This is a genomic window from Chryseobacterium sp. AC405b (genome assembly GCF_979258685.1).
This window is the reverse complement of sequence record NZ_OZ409877.1, coordinates 1,384,225-1,400,779: the sequence shown is the minus strand read 5'-3', so window position 1 is coordinate 1,400,779 and position 16,555 is coordinate 1,384,225. Positions and strand designations below refer to the sequence as shown.

Here is a 16,555-nt window from a genome sequence, read left to right as displayed (position 1 = left end):
ATTATTTTTTCGGTAAGAAAACTTCTGCCAACATGCAACGTGCACTTCCACCACCGTTGACTTCAATGGTGTTTAAATCTGAATAGATAATTTCACAGTATTTTTCAATATTTGAAACTTGCTCCGGGTGTAAGGACTGATAAGCGGTTTGGCTCATTACAAGAAACCTTTCACCATCTTTATTCTTAACCTGAAGCATATTTCCTGCAAACTGCTGCATTTGTTCTTCCGAAATTTCTATGATTTCTTTTCCAGAATTTTTAATGGTTTCGATAACTTTACTTCTTTCAAGTTCGTTATCGATACAGTCAAGGCAAATAACAACAAACTGATCGGCAACACACATCATGACATTTGTATGATAAATCGGAAGTCTTTCTTCACCGACTGTCTGAAAAGAATGAAAAACTACCGGCATAAAACCATATTTATCACAAAATTCTCTGAATAAATTTTCATCCAATCTTAAAGAAACCGAACCATAAGCAATTTTATTATCGTGATCGAAGATCATGCTTCCTGTTCCTTCTAAAAAGTGCCCCTGAATTTCCGGTAAAGACCAGTCATCTATTTCAGCAACTTCAAAACCCTGATTTTTTATAGTTTCGATAATATCTTCTCTTCGTTCAACTCTTCTGTTAGAAGCAAACATAGGATATAAAACTACTTTTCCGTCATTATGAAAACTTACCCAGTTGTTTGGGAAAATAGAATCTGGTGTGTGCGGATCGATGGTATCTTTTATTGTAATTACATTAATACCTTTACTTTTCAGTTTTTCAACAAAAATTTTGAATTCTGCCAAAGCTTTAGATTGAATATTTGCACCTTTTTGCTCTATCTGAAAGTAATTATTCTTTGCCGTTTCTGCATTGTACCCGAATGCAATCGGCTCTATCATTAGTACTGTATCTGTTGTCTGCATAGTTTGAGTAGGAGGGTTTTTGATTGGGAGAGTTAGAGGGTTAAGTGTCTGAAAATAAAAATTATTAACTTAACTATTACATATTTTACATCTAAAACCTATTTCTCATGATGAGTGAATGAACACCAACTTTTTGACTGATTCATCATGTTTACCAACATCCCTATTATTTGATTATACTGATTATTTAGATTATTAAATTGTTCTTCGTTTATGTATTTACAGGCTGATAAAAACTGCAGCCATATTTGAGTTTCTCTCGCTTCACCTTCAGAATCGGTTAATTTTGCTACAAAATATTTTTCATATTTTCTTTTGCCCCAAGCTTCGCTGATATTGGCTGAAACTGATCTGGATGATCTTCTAATTTGATCTGTAAGCGAATAACGTTCTTCTACAGGAAATTTCTTCGAAAGTTCATAGATTTCCATTGCTGTATCAAATGACTTTTGATAAACTTTTAAATCTTGATGAAATTTAATTGTTGACATCTTTGTATTTTTAACTAAAATAAAAAAAATCAATAATATTTCAATCAGAAGTCATAAAATTCACAAAAACTCAAACACTCCGACTCTAAAACATTATTACTCTCTCACCAACGGCATCGTAGAGCAACGTAAAAGTCCTCCCATTTTAGAAATTTCTCTGTATGGAATTTCTTCCACGGTCATTCCCCATTCGTTTCTCAAGTGATTATTCATTCTTGTAAACGAACTGTCTGAAACGACAACTTCCGGAGAAATTGAAAAAATATTCGGGAACATTTCAAACATTTCTTCATCTGTAACATGGAAACAATTTTCTTCTCCGAAAATATCGATGATTAAATTGTAATCACTTTCGTCAACAAAACCGTTCTTGTAAACAATACATTTATCAGTACCAATGGGGTTGAAGGTACAATCTAAATGCAAAATCCCCTGATAAGGTTCTCTGTCGTTTTTTTTCAATTCAAAATCGAGAATTCGTTTCTTGGGAAAATATTCTTTCAAGATTTCAATCGCATATTCATTGGTGCGGGCTGTTTTATAATTCCTGTAATCTTGTGAAAAACAAGTTCCTATGAAAATAAAGTCATTCCAAACGATGACGTCTCCACCTTCAATATGAGCCGTGTCGGGAAGATTGATAATATCTCGCCATTTTACTTTTTCGAAAATTGAACGATAAGCATCTTGCTCATCAGCACGGTCTGCAATAACGTTAGAAATGATCATTTTATCTTCAATGACAAACGAAACATCTCTCGCAAATACCTGATTATAATCTTTGATAATGCTTGGTCGCAAGACTTCTACATCATATTTTTTCAGCACTTTTTCAAAAGCTTCCATTTCATTAATGATATCTTTTTCTTTCGGATAAATATTGTGCTGAATGGAATGGTATGACTTCGCATCATAACTTTCTTCTAAAGTAGGATCTGGACCCATCGAATTAGGCTGACCCAAAACCACAGATTTTAATCTCCCGGTTTCGTTTTTGATATTTAGTTTCATAAAAATTCTTCTGATGTATTGGCTTTAAATAAAGCATCCTTTACATAGCATGAGCAACAAATATAATGAAACGGCATTGAAGTCAAAAATTTAATATTGAATAAAATGCATGGAATTTATGCCTACAATATTGGTTTGAAATCTTGTCAAAATATTCAAATTCTATCTGTTTAATTTCTCTTTTTCAGATAGAAATAAGGGATGGATATTGAAATCAAATGATATTATCTTTAAATTGAAAATTACAGTTTACAGTTTTAATTTATTTTAAATGATTATTAATTAAGAATTTTTAGAAATAAGCAATTTTGAATGACCAAAACATCGTATTAGGTTCATCTTTTGAATAATTTTTGATTCAAATATAAATTATAGAGTGGACAGCATCAATTAGCTGATTGATTAATGATATCTTTTCTGATACAAACATTCCGCTCCTACGGAGCTCAGCTTATAAGGGCTCTTCTTTCTACAAACATTTCGCTCCTACGGAGCTGAAAATAAACTAGATTTTTTGCTACAAACATTTCGCTCCTACGGAGCTCAGTTGAAGGATTTGTTTCGCTACAAAAATTGCATTCGTAAAGCGTAAAATTTCCAAATATATTTTACAAAAAATCCCAAAGCAAAAACTTTGGGATTTTAAATTTATTTGAGAAAATAATATTATCTGTTTGAAATATCAATGTAATCTCTTTTTTGAGCTCCTTGGTATACCTGTCTTGGTCTTCCGATAGGATCTCCTTTTAATCTCATTTCTTTCCACTGAGCGATCCATCCCGGAAGTCTTCCTAATGCGAACATTACGGTAAACATTTCTGTAGGAATTCCCAGCGCTCTGTAAATAATTCCAGAATAGAAATCTACGTTTGGATATAATTTTCTTTCGATGAAATATTCGTCTTCAAGAGCTACTTTTTCTAACTGCATTGCAATATCAAGTGCTTTGTCTTCAATTCCTAATGCGATTAACAAATCGTCAGCAGCTTTTTTGATGATTTTTGCTCTTGGATCGAAGTTTTTGTATACTCTGTGTCCGAAGCCCATCAAACGGAAACTGTCGTTTTTATCTTTCGCTTTTTCAACCCATTTATTAACATCACCACCATCTTTTTCGATCAATTCAAGCATTTCGATAACTGCCTGGTTTGCACCTCCGTGAAGAGGACCCCAAAGTGCAGAAATACCCGCAGATACAGAAGCAAAAAGACCTGTGTGAGCAGAACCTACCATTCTTACAGTAGATGTAGAACAGTTTTGCTCGTGGTCAGCATGAAGAATCAATAATTTATCTAAAGCCTGTACGACAACCGGATTGATCTCGAAATCAGCGTTTGGCTGTCTGAAAGACATTTTGTAGAAATTTTCTACATAGTTCAGGTTGTTATCTCCGTGGTTTAATGGTAAACCAAGAGTTTTTCTGTACGTCCATGCAGCAAGATGAGCAAATTTTGCAATCAGCAATTCTGCAGCAAGATCCATTTCTTCTTTTGAGTTTACATTAACAGCTTTAGGATTAAAAGCAGTTAATGCAGAAGTAAGAGAAGATAAAACTCCCATTGGATGAGCAGAACGAGGGAAAGCATCGATGATTTTTTTCATCTCTTCTGCTACGAAGTTATATTTTTTGATATTACCGTTGAAGGTATTGAACTGATCTGCTGTAGGTAAATCCCCGTGTAACAAAAGATACATTACTTCTGTGAAGTTTGACTTCTCAGCAATTTGCTCGATAGGATAACCTCTGTAGAACAATTCTCCTTTATCACCATCCAGATAAGTAATCTCACTAAGTGTAGCACCTGTGTTTTTGTACCCTAAATCTAAGGTAATAAGACCGGTTTGATCTCTTAATTTTGAAATATCTATTCCTCTGTCTCCGATTGTACTATCTACGATAGGATATTCATACGAATTACCGTCATAATTCAATATAACTTTGTTGTCTGACATTATATAATATTTTATTTAAATTTCTTAAAAATACACAAAAAACAGCAATACCAAAAAAGTTTGCTGTTTTTTTTATTTAATTTATCTGTTTATTTTGAAAGCATCCAATCCTGGGAAATATGCTGTTTCTCCCAAAGCTTCTTCAATTCTCAACAATTGGTTATACTTCGCCATTCTGTCTGATCTTGAAGCAGAGCCAGTTTTAATCTGACCGCAATTCATAGCAACTGCTAAATCTGCGATTGTAGAATCTTCAGTTTCACCAGATCTGTGAGACATTACTGATGTAAACTTGTTGTGCTGAGCCATTTGTACAGCTGCCATCGTTTCAGAAAGAGAACCGATTTGGTTTACTTTAACCAAAATTGAATTGGCAATACCTTCGTCAACTCCTCTTTTTAGTCTCTCAACATTGGTAACAAATAAATCATCACCTACTAATTGTACTCTGTCACCAATTTTATCGGTTAACATTTTCCAACCTTCCCAGTCGTTTTCCTGCATACCATCTTCGATAGAGATAATCGGATATTTATTTGCCAGTTCAGCCAAATAAGAAACCTGCTCACTGCTTGTGAACTGAGCCGCATCAGGAGTCTGGAATTTTCTGTAATCGTAAACTCCGTCTTTGTAGAATTCTGAAGCTGCACAATCTAATGCGATCATTACATCATCACCCGGCTTGTAACCAGCTTTTTCAATAGCCTGAAGTAAAGTATCCAGAGCATCTTCAGTTCCTTTGAAAGTTGGCGCAAAACCACCTTCGTCACCTACAGCGGTTGACAAACCTCTTGAATGAAGAATCGCTTTTAAATGATGGAAAATTTCAGTTCCTTTTCTCAACGCATGAGAGAAAGAATCTGCTTTTACCGGCATTACCATAAATTCCTGAAAAGCAATCGGTGCATCTGAGTGAGAACCACCATTGATAACGTTCATCATCGGAACAGGAAGTGTATTTGCATTAACACCACCGATATATTTGTACAAAGGCATTTTCAGTTCTGCAGCAGCAGCTTTCGCAGCAGCCAGTGAAACTCCTAAAATTGCATTGGCACCTATGTTTCCTTTATTCTTAGTTCCGTCTAAATCGATCATGATCTGATCTAAAAGATTCTGATCAAAAACAGGTAGACCTACTAATTCTGGAGCAATTACTTCTCTTACATTTTCTACAGCTTTAGAAACTCCTTTCCCCATCCATTCAGAACCGCCATCACGCAATTCTACGGCTTCATGTTCTCCGGTAGATGCTCCGGAAGGCACTGCAGCACGACCCATCGCACCACTTTCTGTAAATACATCAACTTCTACTGTAGGATTCCCTCTCGAATCTAAAATCTGTCTCGCTTCTATGTAAGAAATGTAACTCATTTTTGTTTATTTAATAGTTTAGACAAATTTAATTAAAAAATAAGTTGTTTCGTTACACAGAGACTTTAAATTGAAGATTTGAGAGTTAAATTTTAGTTAATATTTGAGGTTTACTAATTTTTGTCTTTAATCGGAAAATTCTTCAAAACTTAAAAGTTTTGAAGAATTAATTCTAAGTTGTTAATCTCAGCACTTCTTTACAAGAAACTGATTTTACTGAATTTTTCTCTTAGTTCCAATACCACTCAGGAAAGTAAGTCCGGCGATAACATTTCCATTTTTAATAATATTGTTATCAAAATCTTTTCCTAATGAAAGCGTAAGATGTTGGTTTGGAAATATGGCATAGTCTAAATTGAGAACACATTTCCAAGTAGGTTTTAAATCTGAACCGGAAATAAAACTTCGGTATAATCCTTCAAAACTACCTGTGAACTTTGAATCTTTGGGTGAGTATTCATATTTTATACCTGTATCAAAAGTTGAAAAATTACCCTCGGGTTTAAAATCTTCCGTTGTCATCCAATCACTTTTTGGATTATACATATATCGGACAAGTAATAGTGGCGTTCCCGATTTTTCAAATGCATACCCTAAAACTGTCCATAAACCCGCATTGTAAATTCTAGAATTGTTGAATCTTTTTTCTTTGAATTGGAGGCTTGTTCCTCCTGCAAAATCCCAAAGAAAACCTGTACGATTAATTTTGAAATTTATATTTTTTATTTCTTCCGCAATTACTTTGAGCGTTTCACTATCTTCATAGACTAAACGGTTTATTTCTTGTTCTGTCCATAAACGAAACACGTTTTCCCACGATTTATATGTTGGATCATATAAAATTTCATATTTTTGAGCAGCAGAAAGTTGGAAAAAGTTTTTGTTAGGATACTTTTTTCTGGTTATAGCTTCAAGCAGCTTGTCTCCATCAGAAGCAAATTCTTTATATTTTACGCTATTTTTAACTATATTATCAATTTCTCTCAATTCTTTTTTACTCTGATTCAATAGTATTTTTGTTTTATTAAAGTTAGATATAGTTTCCGAATCCGGATTTCCTCTTTTTATTGAAAATTTAAACCCGACTGCTGTAAAAATAGAATTTACAGGAATTTGTTCTTCTTGTGAATTATCAGTATTTCTTACAGCGAATGAAAAAACAAATGTTTGAGGAATAGCATATTTAATACTATCCTTCTTTTTCAACATACTATTTATTGACTTATCTTTCTCTTTACTTGGAAAAATCCAATACGGAGCAATATCAATTGCAAAACCACCATTATTTATAAAGTTTAAAGGAAGGTTTTTCAGGTTTATCATTAAATTTGCCACATCTGTAGGCCTATTAATCTCACTACTTGCAATATTTAAAAGATTGGATGCAGGTGAAGCAGGTACTTTTAAAACATCCGTATTAACGATTGATTCTTTTGTTTCGCTTTGAGCAAAAAAATGAACAAAAAAATGAGCACTACAAATGATTATTAATAATTTTTTAGCTGGTTTCATTTTATATAAATTTTAAGGTTACAAAAAAATATAGAGTTCCTGAGCTATTAACCTTTGTAGTAAGATGAAAGGGTATATTTTTATATCCTCCTTTTAAGTAAACAGTCAGCACACATACTTCTCCTTCATTGCCACTTACAGATTTATTAAGTATTAATTTTTTTCCTTTAATTTCCTGATTATTACCAATTAGAAAAGATACTTTACTGCTGTCTATATCTATTCCATTTAATTCTGTAAATGTATCTCCATGTATAACATTTCCTGTAATCGTAACAGATATAGTAACATCTTCAGAATTATCCGCACACACATACATTGTATCAAGTACATTACCTGAAATATTATCTGTCTTTAAAGATTCTAAACGATCGTTCATGAATTTCTTTGTTCCAATTGTTGCTGTAATTTCATTAAGTTTTTTCATGGTTATTAATTAAAGTTTGTACTTCAAATTTCCAATTAATAACAACCTGAATCAATTACCCAAAAGGGTGATTATTACAAAAAAAGCAGCATCATTTTATGATGCTGCTTTTTATAAAAATTTTAAAGAGATTATATAGTAATCTTGAAAAAAATAGAAGTTCCTTTTTCTGTAGATGAAATCTCAAATTGTCCGGATGATTCTTTCATTCTTCTTTCCATATTTCTGAGACCGTTTCCTGATGCATTCTCAATATTAAATCCTTTACCGTTATCTAATATTTCCATAATCAAATATTCCTTTTCTAATGAGAACGAAATTTTTAGTTGATCTGCACCCGAGTACTTATATGCATTGTTGAGAGATTCTTTAAGACATAAAAACATATTTCTTCTCAGTTCTGTAGAGATCGGTACAACAGAATTATTGATCTTATTATTTTCAAAACTCAAATTAATTGATGTCTTTTTCAAAAAGCTTTCTGCGTAAATTTTAGCATATTCAATAAAACTTTCAAAGGTATCGTTTCCAGAATTTAAGCTCCAAAGCATTTCACGCATAGAAATATTCATTTCCTCGGAGGTTTTCAGAAGTTCATCAATATCTGTTTTCAAATCTTCATCTTCTGCTTTCTGTTTGAGAAATTCTGCCTGAAGTTTTAAAGCTGAAATTCCTGCTCCGAGATCATCGTGCATATCATGAGAAATACGTTCACGCTCCAGCTCTATAGATTTTTGTTTTTCGAGCTCTTTTTGGAGGAGCAGATTTTGATATTCTGACTCTTGAAGTTGTTGCTCTTTAAGATATAAAAGCTGCTTTCTATTATAAATTACTACCACAAAAATAATGAACGCCACGAAGAACATCATTACAATTGTGATCATAACATATGTAATTTTAATTTCATTGATATTATCCATTTAATTTTTTCTTATATTTTAACAGAGAAACAAATAATAATGAATAGAAAATAATATTTACACAGAAGAAAAATGATTGAGACACAATCAGCAACTGCCCATCAACTTTGCTAAATAAATATCTTGGAATAATTCTCAAAATAAAAAACACTCCCCAAAACAACAATCCGCTGGAGACCCAAAATTTAGAATCATCTAAAATACTTTTTTGATCCGGATACATTATTTTACCATAAAACCAAATCAAGCTATAAAGAATGTATAGAAAGGAGAATGACATACCTATTACCTGATTGATTTCAAGAAAATTAACAAAAATGGTTGATGAAAAAATGAATAGAAAGCCGGAAAAAATCAATTTGTTCAATATTTTTAAATTTCTGCTTTGATTTCTATTAAAATAAATCAGAAAAAATAATGCGCAAAAAAGAATGTAAATATTGTATAAAAAACCAAATTGAGCTGTATTCTCATACAATATCTGAAGAATGAACATCACGAAATCAAGAAGAAAGCTTACAGTTAAGTAAACGTACAAGAGTTCCTGCTTCATTCTTTTCTTTAGATATAAAAATACAGAAAAAGAAGTGACAAGAAATAGAACGATGAGATAAGCTAACTGAAATTCGGAATACATTACGGCTGCATATTTCCTATGTCGTAGAAACCAGTGTTGCCTCCAATTGGATTTTGTTGAAAAGCAAGAGAAATTCTATTTTGATTTTCAGGATCTGAAAGGTAATCTGAGACATCTTGATTATTATTATTATTATTATTATTATTATTATTATGACTATTTTTATAACTGCAATCACTGTGGATCAATATTATTTTAACAGTCATATCATTATGTAAAGACATATTTATCCTAAATTGATCTACTACAGATTTATTAAAAGTTATGTATTCTGTAATATCATTTATTGAAGAGTTTGATCTGATCTCTTGTCCTACATACATACTAAAATGATCTCTTATCTGCTCATATATATTAGCATCAAAAGTATACGGTTGAATTATATAATTATCGTCTACAATATAAACCGCACAATTGTCATAATCAATATTATTTAAACTATATGCATCACAAGTAATCATTAAAAAATAAAGGTCATTTCCAAAATTAGTAGAAATTGAAACACCTGTAACCGACCTTTTATCAATAAATAAAAAATGTAAATATTGATAATTAATTTCAAGATCCTTAAATGACTGACGATTAATTTTAAAATCATTATTAATATTCAGGATCATTCTTGCCTTTTCATGAGTACATTTTAATTGTTCTTCGGTGAACCTTTTATTTAGAAATTTCTCATCGATTTGTAATAGTTCTGTTGTGCTTTTCATAGTTTTTTAGTTTTTAAAATGGTTAAATTTATTGATAGCTTCCACTTTATTATTGACCTGAAGCTTTCTGTATATATTTCCGACGTGTTTTTTTACGGTATCAATGCTTACACATATTTTATCTGCAATTTCTTTGTATAAAAGTCCTTGAGACAAAAGTTCTACAATTTCTGTTTCCCTTTTTGTAAGCTCTTCAAAGTCTTTCACCTCAATTGTTTTTCTTTCAAAATGAGTTAAAACTCTTCTTGCAATTGAAAAACTCATTGGTGCACCTCCGTTATAAACGTCACGGATTGATGATAGAATTTTGTCCATGCTTTCGCCCTTGATAAGATATCCCATAGCGCCGGCTTTTAGAGAGTTGAAGATCATCTCGTCATTCTCAAAGCTGGTACACATGATAAACTGTGTGGTGGGCATTTCTTTTTTCAACTTTATGATAATATCAATTCCCAGCATATCCTGAAGCTGTATATCCATCATCACTACGTCTGGAGAAATATGAGACAAATTTTTGAGAGCCTCATTTCCGGCAAAGAACTGTGCAATCACCTTCATGTCAGTTTGGTAATCGATCACTTTCTTCAACGCATTGTTGTAGTTTTTTTCGTCTTCTACTATGGCTATGGAAATGCTCATGTTATTGATATCGTTAAGACAAATTTCAACAGAAAACAAAGAATATACAATTACACTTTTGTGTAATAATTGAAATTTGAGTTCAGGTTATTGTTTTACTTTTTGTTTTTACTAAATTTAATGAAAATTCTACAAATAGAATATTAATTTAATTTAAAAATAAACTTAATGAAAACTTTACTTTTACTTGGAACGTCTTTTGTCGCATTATCATTAGCTAGCTGCAAAAAAGAAGGGAACAAAGGAGTTATAAAAAGCGAAAATGCTGAACAAGTAATTCTTGCTGATGATGGAAAAACAGATTCTACAATTGCTTACAATATTAATGTAAATGGGAAGAAGACCATCAAAACAGATTATGTTTATAAGGCAACAGATGGTACTTTAGTAAAGGTTGTTTTTGATTACGAACCTGAAAATAGAAATGTAACGATCATCAATAATAATAAAACATTTGTATTAGACAAAACTGAGGCTAAAACCAATGAAACACTTTATGAAAAAGATGATATGAAGGCAACAGTGAAAGGCGATAGCTTAATCATTCATCAGGGTGATAATATCATTGAACTCGTAAAGACTAAAATCTAAATAAAAAAGACCGCTCAGAAATCTGAACGGTCTTTTTTATTTATTTCTGAATGAATATTATTCACCAGCCTTTTCTTCAGTAGAATCAGTTGTTTCTGCCTTAGGCTCTTCAACTTTTTCTTCTACTGCTGTAGCTTCAACAGCTACTTTTGCAGTAGAAGCAGATCTTCTACTTCTTCTTGTCGTCTTCTTCTCCTCAGCATTAGGATTATAAAGCTCATTGAAATCAACTAACTCGATAAGAGCAGTATCTGCAGCATCACCAGGTCTGAAACCAGTCTTGATGATTCTCGTATAACCACCATTTCTTTCAGCGATTTTCGGAGCTACAGTTCTGAATAATTCAGCAACCGCTTCTTTACTTTGAAGATATGAAAAAACAATTCTTCTGTTGTGTGTAGTATCTTCTTTTGCTTTTGTTAATAGAGGCTCAACATATACTCTTAAAGCTTTCGCTTTAGCTACAGTAGTGTTGATTCTTTTATGCTCAATCAGAGAACAAGCCATATTAGAAAGTAACGCGCTTCTGTGAGAAGCTGTTCTTCCTAAGTGATTGAATTTTTTACCGTGTCTCATTATTATTTAATTATCAGCGTCTAATTTATATTTTGCAACGTCAAAACCGAAGTTAAGACCTTTTGAATGCACTAATTCTTCTAGTTCTGTCAAAGATTTTTTACCAAAATTTCTGAATTTCATCAAATCAGACTTACTGTAAGAAACCAATTCTCCCAATGTTTCAACTTCAGCCGCTTTCAGACAGTTCAGGGCTCTTACAGAAAGATCCATATCTGCTAATTTAGACTTTAAAAGTTGTCTTGTGTGAAGAGTTTCCTCATCGTATTGGATAGATGCCTTTACAGCTTCAGTTTCTAGAGTGATTCTCTCATCAGAGAACAACATGAAGTGATAAATCAATATCTTAGAAGCTTCAGTTAAAGCATTCTGAGGGCTTATAGAACCGTCAGTTTCAATATCTAATACTAATTTTTCGTAGTCTGTTTTTTGCTCTACACGATAATTTTCAATGCTATACTGCACTTTTTTGATCGGCGTAAAAATAGAGTCGATAGCAATGGTACCTACAGGCGCATTGTTTGACTTGTTTTGGTCAGAAGGTACATACCCTCTTCCTTTTTCTACATTAAACGTGATTTCGAAAGTTACATCTGAGTTTAGGTTACAGATCATCAATTCTGGATTAAGAATCTCAAAACCGTTGATTGATTTACCTAAATCTCCAGCAGTAATTACAGTTTGACCGGTAACTTTAGCAACAACCTGTTCGTTAGTCTGGTTTTCTGCCGTAGCTTTTAATCTTACCTGCTTAAGGTTAAGAATAATTTCGGTAACGTCTTCAATTACTCCTGGAATCGTTGAAAATTCGTGCTCTACACCTTCTATTTTGATAGATGAAATAGCGTATCCTTCTAGAGAAGAAAGCAACACTCTTCTCAAAGCATTACCGATTGTAAGCCCGAAACCTGGTTCTAAAGGTCTGAATTCGAATTGACCTTTAAATTCATCAGAGTTAAGTAGAATTACTTTATCGGGTTTTATGAATTGTAAAATTGCCATATTATTGGGTTGAGCAAAAATTTGATTAAAAAATTATTTAGAGTAAAGTTCGACGATAAGCTGTTCCTTAATGTCTTCCGGAATTTGGATTCTCTCAGGAGCAGATACGAAAGTACCTTGCTTTTTCTCATCGTTGAATTGTAACCACTCATAGTTTGCTTTAGAAGCTAAAGCATCTGCAACCACTTCTAGAGACTTAGATTTTTCTCTGATAGCAATTACATCACCAGCTTTTACCAAATAAGAAGGAATGTTAAGAATCTCACCATTCACTGTAATGTGTCTGTGAGAAGTCAACTGTCTAGCACCAGCTCTGGTTTTAGAAAAACCTAATCTGTATACAACGTTATCCAATCTTGATTCGCAAAGCTGTAATAAAACTTCACCTGTTACACCTTTACTTCTGTGTGCTTTTTCAAATAAGTTAGCAAACTGTCTTTCTAAAATACCGTAAGTATATTTAGCTTTTTGCTTTTCCATCAACTGGACAGCATATTCAGATTTTTTTGCTCCTCTTCTTTTATTAACACCGTGTTGTCCCGGCGGTTGGTTTTTTCTTTTCTCGAAGTTCTTATCATCTCCGTAGATTGCAGCACCAAACTTTCTAGCAATCTTTGTTTTAGGTCCAATATATCTTGCCATAATGGGTAAATTCTAAAAATTAAACTCTTCTTCTTTTTGGTGGTCTACATCCATTGTGCGGCATAGGAGTAACGTCAATAATTTCGCTCACCTCGATACCTGAATTGTGAATTGTTCTGATAGCAGATTCTCTACCTGCACCAGGACCTTTCACATACACCTTTACTCTTCTTAAACCAGCTTCGTGAGCTACGTTTGAGCAATTTTCCGCTGCCATTTGAGCAGCAAAAGGAGTGTTCTTTTTAGAACCTCTGAACCCCATTTTACCGGCAGAAGCCCAAGAGATAACTTCTCCGTTTTTATTTGTTAAAGAAATGATGATGTTATTGAAAGAAGCTTGAATATGCGCTTCACCAATAGCCTCAACTTTTACTTTTCTTTTTTTAACTACTTTACTTTGTTTTGCCATAATTCCTAACGATTATTTACTTGCTTTTTTCTTGTTAGCAACTGTTTTTCTCTTTCCTTTACGGGTTCTCGAGTTGTTTTTCGTTCTCTGGCCTCTTAAAGGTAGTCCTAGTCTGTGACGTATTCCTCGTTGGCATCCTATGTCCATTAATCGCTTAATGTTCAATTGCACTTCAGATCTAAGCTCACCTTCTACTTTAATGTTTTCGGTGATGTAATTTCTGATTGCAGCCAATTCATCGTCATTCCATTCGTTGACTTTCTTGTCTTCGCTGATACCGGCGTTCTTAAGGATTTCTGAAGAAGTACTTCTTCCAATTCCGTAGATGTAAGTTAAACCGATAACACCTCTTTTGTTTTTTGGTAAATCAATACCTGAAATTCTCGCCATAATTTAGCCTTGTCTTTGTTTAAATTTTGGGTTCTTCTTGTTGATTACAAATAGAACGCCTTTTCTGCGAACGATTTTGCAATCAGCACTTCTTTTTTTAATTGATGCTCTAACTTTCATTTGATATATTATAATCTTTTAATAAGGACAAATGGAATCTTGGATTTCATTTGAAATATATTTATTTTTTTACTGAAAAGCGGAAGCATGCAGCTTCAATATTCAGCACTTATCTTTTAACAATAGCCAAACGGAGATCAGAAGATTCCATTTGGCGGTTGTTTAATATCTAAATGTGATTCTCCCTTTTGATAAATCGTAAGGAGACATTTCAAGTTTTACCTTATCACCAGGTAAAAGTTTTATATAATGCATTCTCATTTTACCAGAAATATGAGCGATAAGTATATGCCCATTTTCCAATTCTACACGAAACTGCGCATTCGAAAGTGCTTCCGTAATAACGCCGTCCTGTTCAATATGTTTCTGTTTTGCCATAAATTAATATCCAGTCGATCTTGATAGTTTAGACTGCATTAAGCCATCATAATGATGATTCAGCAGATAAGTGTTAATCTGTTGAACAGTATCTAATACTACCCCAACCATAATTAGCAACGAAGTTCCGCCGAAAAATAAGGCGAATGCATCTGTCTGAACAAGGCTTCCATGCACTATTGCTGGAAGGACTGCAAAGATAGATAAAAATATTGCACCCGGCAAGGTAATTTTTGATAAAATATCATCTAAATAATCAGCTGTTTCTTTACCTGGTCTTACCTTTGGTACCAAACCTCCGTTTCTCTTTAAATCATCAGCCATTTGGTTCACCGGAATTGTAATTGCGGTATAGAAAAATGAAAAGATAATAATCAATAGCGCAAACAATACATTGTACTGCCAGCTAAAAACATTCTTGAAACCTGCAAGAAAGGTATTAGACTCGTCAAATTTTGTTAATAAACCAGGTACAAACATCAATGCCTGAGCAAAAATGATTGGCATAACCCCAGCTGCATTAACTTTCAACGGAATCCACTGTCTTGCTCCCTGCATTAGATTTTTGTTTACACCTCCTCTCGCTTGAGCTCTGCTTACATACTGAATAGGGATTTTTCTTACCGCAACAGATAATACTACTGCTAAAAGAACAACCAACATCCAGAATATCACTTCAATAAGGATCATGATAGAACCCATTCCGCCTTTCCCGTTTTGTACTGCGATTTCCTGTACAAATGCTTCTGGTAATCTAGATAAAATACCTACCATAATAAGGATGGAAATACCATTTCCAATACCTTTATCGGTAATTTTTTCACCTAACCACATAGCAAATACAGAACCACCTACCAAGATTACAATACTTGGCAACCAGAACATAATAGAATTGGGATCTACAAGATATGCAGACTGGAACTGAGCATACGGTAAAAATAACTGAGTAATAGACGTTAAATAAGAAGGTGCCTGTACAAGACAAACTCCAATGGTTAACCATCTAGTAATCTGATTCAGCGTATTTCTACCTGACTCTCCATCTTTTTGAAGTTTCTGAAGATAAGGAATTGCCATCCCCATCAACTGAACGATAATAGAAGCAGATATATAAGGCATGATACCTAACGCCATTACAGATGCATGGCTGAAAGCCCCACCTGTGAACGACGAAAGCAAGCCAAGGAGACCTGCTCCTTGCTTGTTACCGCCTTGATCTTTATAATGCTCTAAGAGATCTCCTACTTCTGCAAGGTTAATTGCAGGTAAAGAGATGAAAGATGCGAATCTATACACAAGGATAATACCTAAAGTAAAGAGAATTTTGTCTCTCAGTTCTTTAAGGCTCCAGATATTCTTAAGGGTTTGTATAAATTCTTTCATTAGTAATATTATAAGGTAATTGCTTTTCCACCTACTTTAGAGATTAATTCTTCAGCAGATTTAGTGAACTTGTCAGCAGAAATTGAAACCGCAGATTTCAATTCTCCTCTACCCATAATTTTCACTATTTCGTTTTTGGTAGCTAAACCGTTTTCTATTAAAACTTCTTTTGTAATATCTCCAGTTATAGATTTAGTATCAATTAAGTTTTGAATATCATCCAGGTTAATACCTCTGTATTCTTTTCTGTTTACGTTTTTGAAACCGAATTTAGGTAATCTTCTTTGCAAAGGCATTTGACCCCCTTCGAAACCGATTTTTTGAGAATAACCAGCTCTTGCTTGCTGACCATTGTGACCTTTCCCAGCTGTACCGCCTTTTCCACTACCTTGTCCTCTACCAATTCTCTTTGAACTAAAAGTAGAACCTGCTGCAGGTCTTATGTTGTTTAAATTCATTTTA

General features: G+C 33.3%; 20 protein-coding genes. 1 reads left to right on the top strand and 19 read right to left on the bottom strand.

Annotation, left to right across the window (positions count from 1 at the left end; translation table 11 throughout):
• Position 1: 1 nt before the first annotated feature.
• The 10 genes from ctlX to ACZZZA_RS06770 form a co-directional block, all read right to left on the bottom strand.
• Positions 2 to 925: a citrulline utilization hydrolase CtlX gene (gene ctlX, locus ACZZZA_RS06815; protein WP_463430418.1), complete on the bottom strand. Its 924-nt coding sequence runs from the start codon at positions 923 to 925 to the stop codon at positions 2 to 4.
• Positions 926 to 1,023: 98 nt separating this feature from the next.
• Positions 1,024 to 1,416, bottom strand: a complete 393-nt coding sequence (locus ACZZZA_RS06810; RefSeq protein ID WP_463430417.1) for a four helix bundle protein — start codon at positions 1,414 to 1,416, stop codon at positions 1,024 to 1,026.
• Between the two features lie 96 nt (positions 1,417 to 1,512).
• On the bottom strand, positions 1,513 to 2,427 hold the full coding sequence (locus ACZZZA_RS06805) for a dimethylarginine dimethylaminohydrolase family protein (protein WP_463430416.1): 915 nt from the start codon (positions 2,425 to 2,427) through the stop codon (positions 1,513 to 1,515).
• Positions 2,428 to 3,093: 666 nt separating this feature from the next.
• Positions 3,094 to 4,380 carry a citrate synthase gene (locus ACZZZA_RS06800; protein ID WP_463430415.1) on the bottom strand — a complete coding sequence of 429 codons (1,287 nt, stop codon included), beginning with the start codon at positions 4,378 to 4,380 and terminating at the stop codon, positions 3,094 to 3,096.
• 81 nt (positions 4,381 to 4,461) lie between these two features.
• Positions 4,462 to 5,754 carry a phosphopyruvate hydratase gene (eno, locus tag ACZZZA_RS06795; RefSeq protein ID WP_463430414.1) on the bottom strand — a complete coding sequence of 431 codons (1,293 nt, stop codon included), beginning with the start codon at positions 5,752 to 5,754 and terminating at the stop codon, positions 4,462 to 4,464.
• Positions 5,755 to 5,967: 213 nt separating this feature from the next.
• Positions 5,968 to 7,266, bottom strand: a complete 1,299-nt coding sequence (locus ACZZZA_RS06790; protein WP_463430413.1) for a hypothetical protein — start codon at positions 7,264 to 7,266, stop codon at positions 5,968 to 5,970.
• A gap of 1 nt (position 7,267) precedes the next feature.
• Positions 7,268 to 7,693: a hypothetical protein gene (locus tag ACZZZA_RS06785; RefSeq protein WP_463430412.1), complete on the bottom strand. Its 426-nt coding sequence runs from the start codon at positions 7,691 to 7,693 to the stop codon at positions 7,268 to 7,270.
• A 131-nt stretch (positions 7,694 to 7,824) separates the two neighbouring features.
• Positions 7,825 to 8,577 (bottom strand): sensor histidine kinase, encoded by a 753-nt coding sequence (locus ACZZZA_RS06780; protein WP_463430411.1) that lies wholly within the window; start codon positions 8,575 to 8,577, stop codon positions 7,825 to 7,827.
• 672 nt (positions 8,578 to 9,249) lie between these two features.
• Positions 9,250 to 9,963 carry a hypothetical protein gene (locus tag ACZZZA_RS06775; RefSeq protein ID WP_463430410.1) on the bottom strand — a complete coding sequence of 238 codons (714 nt, stop codon included), beginning with the start codon at positions 9,961 to 9,963 and terminating at the stop codon, positions 9,250 to 9,252.
• Between the two features lie 6 nt (positions 9,964 to 9,969).
• Positions 9,970 to 10,602: a response regulator gene (locus tag ACZZZA_RS06770; RefSeq protein WP_463430409.1), complete on the bottom strand. Its 633-nt coding sequence runs from the start codon at positions 10,600 to 10,602 to the stop codon at positions 9,970 to 9,972.
• 168 nt (positions 10,603 to 10,770) lie between these two features.
• Here ACZZZA_RS06770 and ACZZZA_RS06765 point away from each other — a divergent pair, with 168 nt between their 5' ends.
• Positions 10,771 to 11,193, top strand: a complete 423-nt coding sequence (locus tag ACZZZA_RS06765) for a hypothetical protein (RefSeq protein ID WP_463430408.1) — start codon at positions 10,771 to 10,773, stop codon at positions 11,191 to 11,193.
• A 57-nt stretch (positions 11,194 to 11,250) separates the two neighbouring features.
• On the opposite strand, the gene rplQ is transcribed toward ACZZZA_RS06765, so the two are convergent.
• The 9 genes from rplQ to rplO all read right to left on the bottom strand — a co-directional run bounded on the left by rplQ (position 11,251) and on the right by rplO (position 16,551).
• The gene (gene rplQ, locus ACZZZA_RS06760; protein ID WP_463430407.1) at positions 11,251 to 11,769 is read right to left on the bottom strand and encodes a 50S ribosomal protein L17; all 519 of its coding nucleotides are present in this window, start codon (positions 11,767 to 11,769) and stop codon (positions 11,251 to 11,253) included.
• Between the two features lie 6 nt (positions 11,770 to 11,775).
• A complete protein-coding gene (locus ACZZZA_RS06755; RefSeq protein ID WP_463430406.1) occupies positions 11,776 to 12,771 on the bottom strand; it encodes a DNA-directed RNA polymerase subunit alpha in 996 nt (331 codons plus the stop codon).
• Between the two features lie 33 nt (positions 12,772 to 12,804).
• Positions 12,805 to 13,413 (bottom strand): 30S ribosomal protein S4, encoded by a 609-nt coding sequence (gene rpsD / locus ACZZZA_RS06750; protein WP_463430405.1) that lies wholly within the window; start codon positions 13,411 to 13,413, stop codon positions 12,805 to 12,807.
• A gap of 19 nt (positions 13,414 to 13,432) precedes the next feature.
• Positions 13,433 to 13,822: a 30S ribosomal protein S11 gene (gene rpsK / locus ACZZZA_RS06745; protein WP_129535100.1), complete on the bottom strand. Its 390-nt coding sequence runs from the start codon at positions 13,820 to 13,822 to the stop codon at positions 13,433 to 13,435.
• A gap of 12 nt (positions 13,823 to 13,834) precedes the next feature.
• A complete protein-coding gene (gene rpsM, locus ACZZZA_RS06740; protein ID WP_050378498.1) occupies positions 13,835 to 14,212 on the bottom strand; it encodes a 30S ribosomal protein S13 in 378 nt (125 codons plus the stop codon).
• A gap of 3 nt (positions 14,213 to 14,215) precedes the next feature.
• Positions 14,216 to 14,332, bottom strand: a complete 117-nt coding sequence (gene rpmJ / locus ACZZZA_RS06735; protein ID WP_007839480.1) for a 50S ribosomal protein L36 — start codon at positions 14,330 to 14,332, stop codon at positions 14,216 to 14,218.
• A gap of 162 nt (positions 14,333 to 14,494) precedes the next feature.
• Positions 14,495 to 14,710, bottom strand: coding sequence for a translation initiation factor IF-1 (gene infA, locus ACZZZA_RS06730; protein WP_027381317.1), 216 nt, complete (start codon positions 14,708 to 14,710; stop codon positions 14,495 to 14,497).
• A 3-nt stretch (positions 14,711 to 14,713) separates the two neighbouring features.
• Positions 14,714 to 16,093: a preprotein translocase subunit SecY gene (gene secY / locus ACZZZA_RS06725; protein ID WP_463430404.1), complete on the bottom strand. Its 1,380-nt coding sequence runs from the start codon at positions 16,091 to 16,093 to the stop codon at positions 14,714 to 14,716.
• A gap of 8 nt (positions 16,094 to 16,101) precedes the next feature.
• Positions 16,102 to 16,551 carry a 50S ribosomal protein L15 gene (rplO, locus tag ACZZZA_RS06720; protein WP_463430403.1) on the bottom strand — a complete coding sequence of 150 codons (450 nt, stop codon included), beginning with the start codon at positions 16,549 to 16,551 and terminating at the stop codon, positions 16,102 to 16,104.
• Positions 16,552 to 16,555: the final 4 nt, after the last annotated feature.

What these genes read in the sequence shown, in the direction of transcription:
- ctlX (WP_463430418.1), bottom strand. Translation starts at nt 925, where the DNA reads ATGCAGACAACAGATACAGTACTAATGATAGAGCCGATTGCATTCGGG.
- ACZZZA_RS06810 (WP_463430417.1), bottom strand. Translation starts at nt 1,416, where the DNA reads ATGTCAACAATTAAATTTCATCAAGATTTAAAAGTTTATCAAAAGTCA.
- ACZZZA_RS06805 (WP_463430416.1), bottom strand. Translation starts at nt 2,427, where the DNA reads ATGAAACTAAATATCAAAAACGAAACCGGGAGATTAAAATCTGTGGTT.
- ACZZZA_RS06800 (WP_463430415.1), bottom strand. Translation starts at nt 4,380, where the DNA reads ATGTCAGACAACAAAGTTATATTGAATTATGACGGTAATTCGTATGAA.
- eno (WP_463430414.1), bottom strand. Translation starts at nt 5,754, where the DNA reads ATGAGTTACATTTCTTACATAGAAGCGAGACAGATTTTAGATTCGAGA.
- ACZZZA_RS06790 (WP_463430413.1), bottom strand. Translation starts at nt 7,266, where the DNA reads ATGAAACCAGCTAAAAAATTATTAATAATCATTTGTAGTGCTCATTTT.
- ACZZZA_RS06785 (WP_463430412.1), bottom strand. Translation starts at nt 7,693, where the DNA reads ATGAAAAAACTTAATGAAATTACAGCAACAATTGGAACAAAGAAATTC.
- ACZZZA_RS06780 (WP_463430411.1), bottom strand. Translation starts at nt 8,577, where the DNA reads ATGATCACAATTGTAATGATGTTCTTCGTGGCGTTCATTATTTTTGTG.
- ACZZZA_RS06775 (WP_463430410.1), bottom strand. Translation starts at nt 9,963, where the DNA reads ATGAAAAGCACAACAGAACTATTACAAATCGATGAGAAATTTCTAAAT.
- ACZZZA_RS06770 (WP_463430409.1), bottom strand. Translation starts at nt 10,602, where the DNA reads ATGAGCATTTCCATAGCCATAGTAGAAGACGAAAAAAACTACAACAAT.
- ACZZZA_RS06765 (WP_463430408.1), top strand. Translation starts at nt 10,771, where the DNA reads ATGAAAACTTTACTTTTACTTGGAACGTCTTTTGTCGCATTATCATTA.
- rplQ (WP_463430407.1), bottom strand. Translation starts at nt 11,769, where the DNA reads ATGAGACACGGTAAAAAATTCAATCACTTAGGAAGAACAGCTTCTCAC.
- ACZZZA_RS06755 (WP_463430406.1), bottom strand. Translation starts at nt 12,771, where the DNA reads ATGGCAATTTTACAATTCATAAAACCCGATAAAGTAATTCTACTTAAC.
- rpsD (WP_463430405.1), bottom strand. Translation starts at nt 13,413, where the DNA reads ATGGCAAGATATATTGGACCTAAAACAAAGATTGCTAGAAAGTTTGGT.
- rpsK (WP_129535100.1), bottom strand. Translation starts at nt 13,822, where the DNA reads ATGGCAAAACAAAGTAAAGTAGTTAAAAAAAGAAAAGTAAAAGTTGAG.
- rpsM (WP_050378498.1), bottom strand. Translation starts at nt 14,212, where the DNA reads ATGGCGAGAATTTCAGGTATTGATTTACCAAAAAACAAAAGAGGTGTT.
- rpmJ (WP_007839480.1), bottom strand. Translation starts at nt 14,332, where the DNA reads ATGAAAGTTAGAGCATCAATTAAAAAAAGAAGTGCTGATTGCAAAATC.
- infA (WP_027381317.1), bottom strand. Translation starts at nt 14,710, where the DNA reads ATGGCAAAACAGAAACATATTGAACAGGACGGCGTTATTACGGAAGCA.
- secY (WP_463430404.1), bottom strand. Translation starts at nt 16,093, where the DNA reads ATGAAAGAATTTATACAAACCCTTAAGAATATCTGGAGCCTTAAAGAA.
- rplO (WP_463430403.1), bottom strand. Translation starts at nt 16,551, where the DNA reads ATGAATTTAAACAACATAAGACCTGCAGCAGGTTCTACTTTTAGTTCA.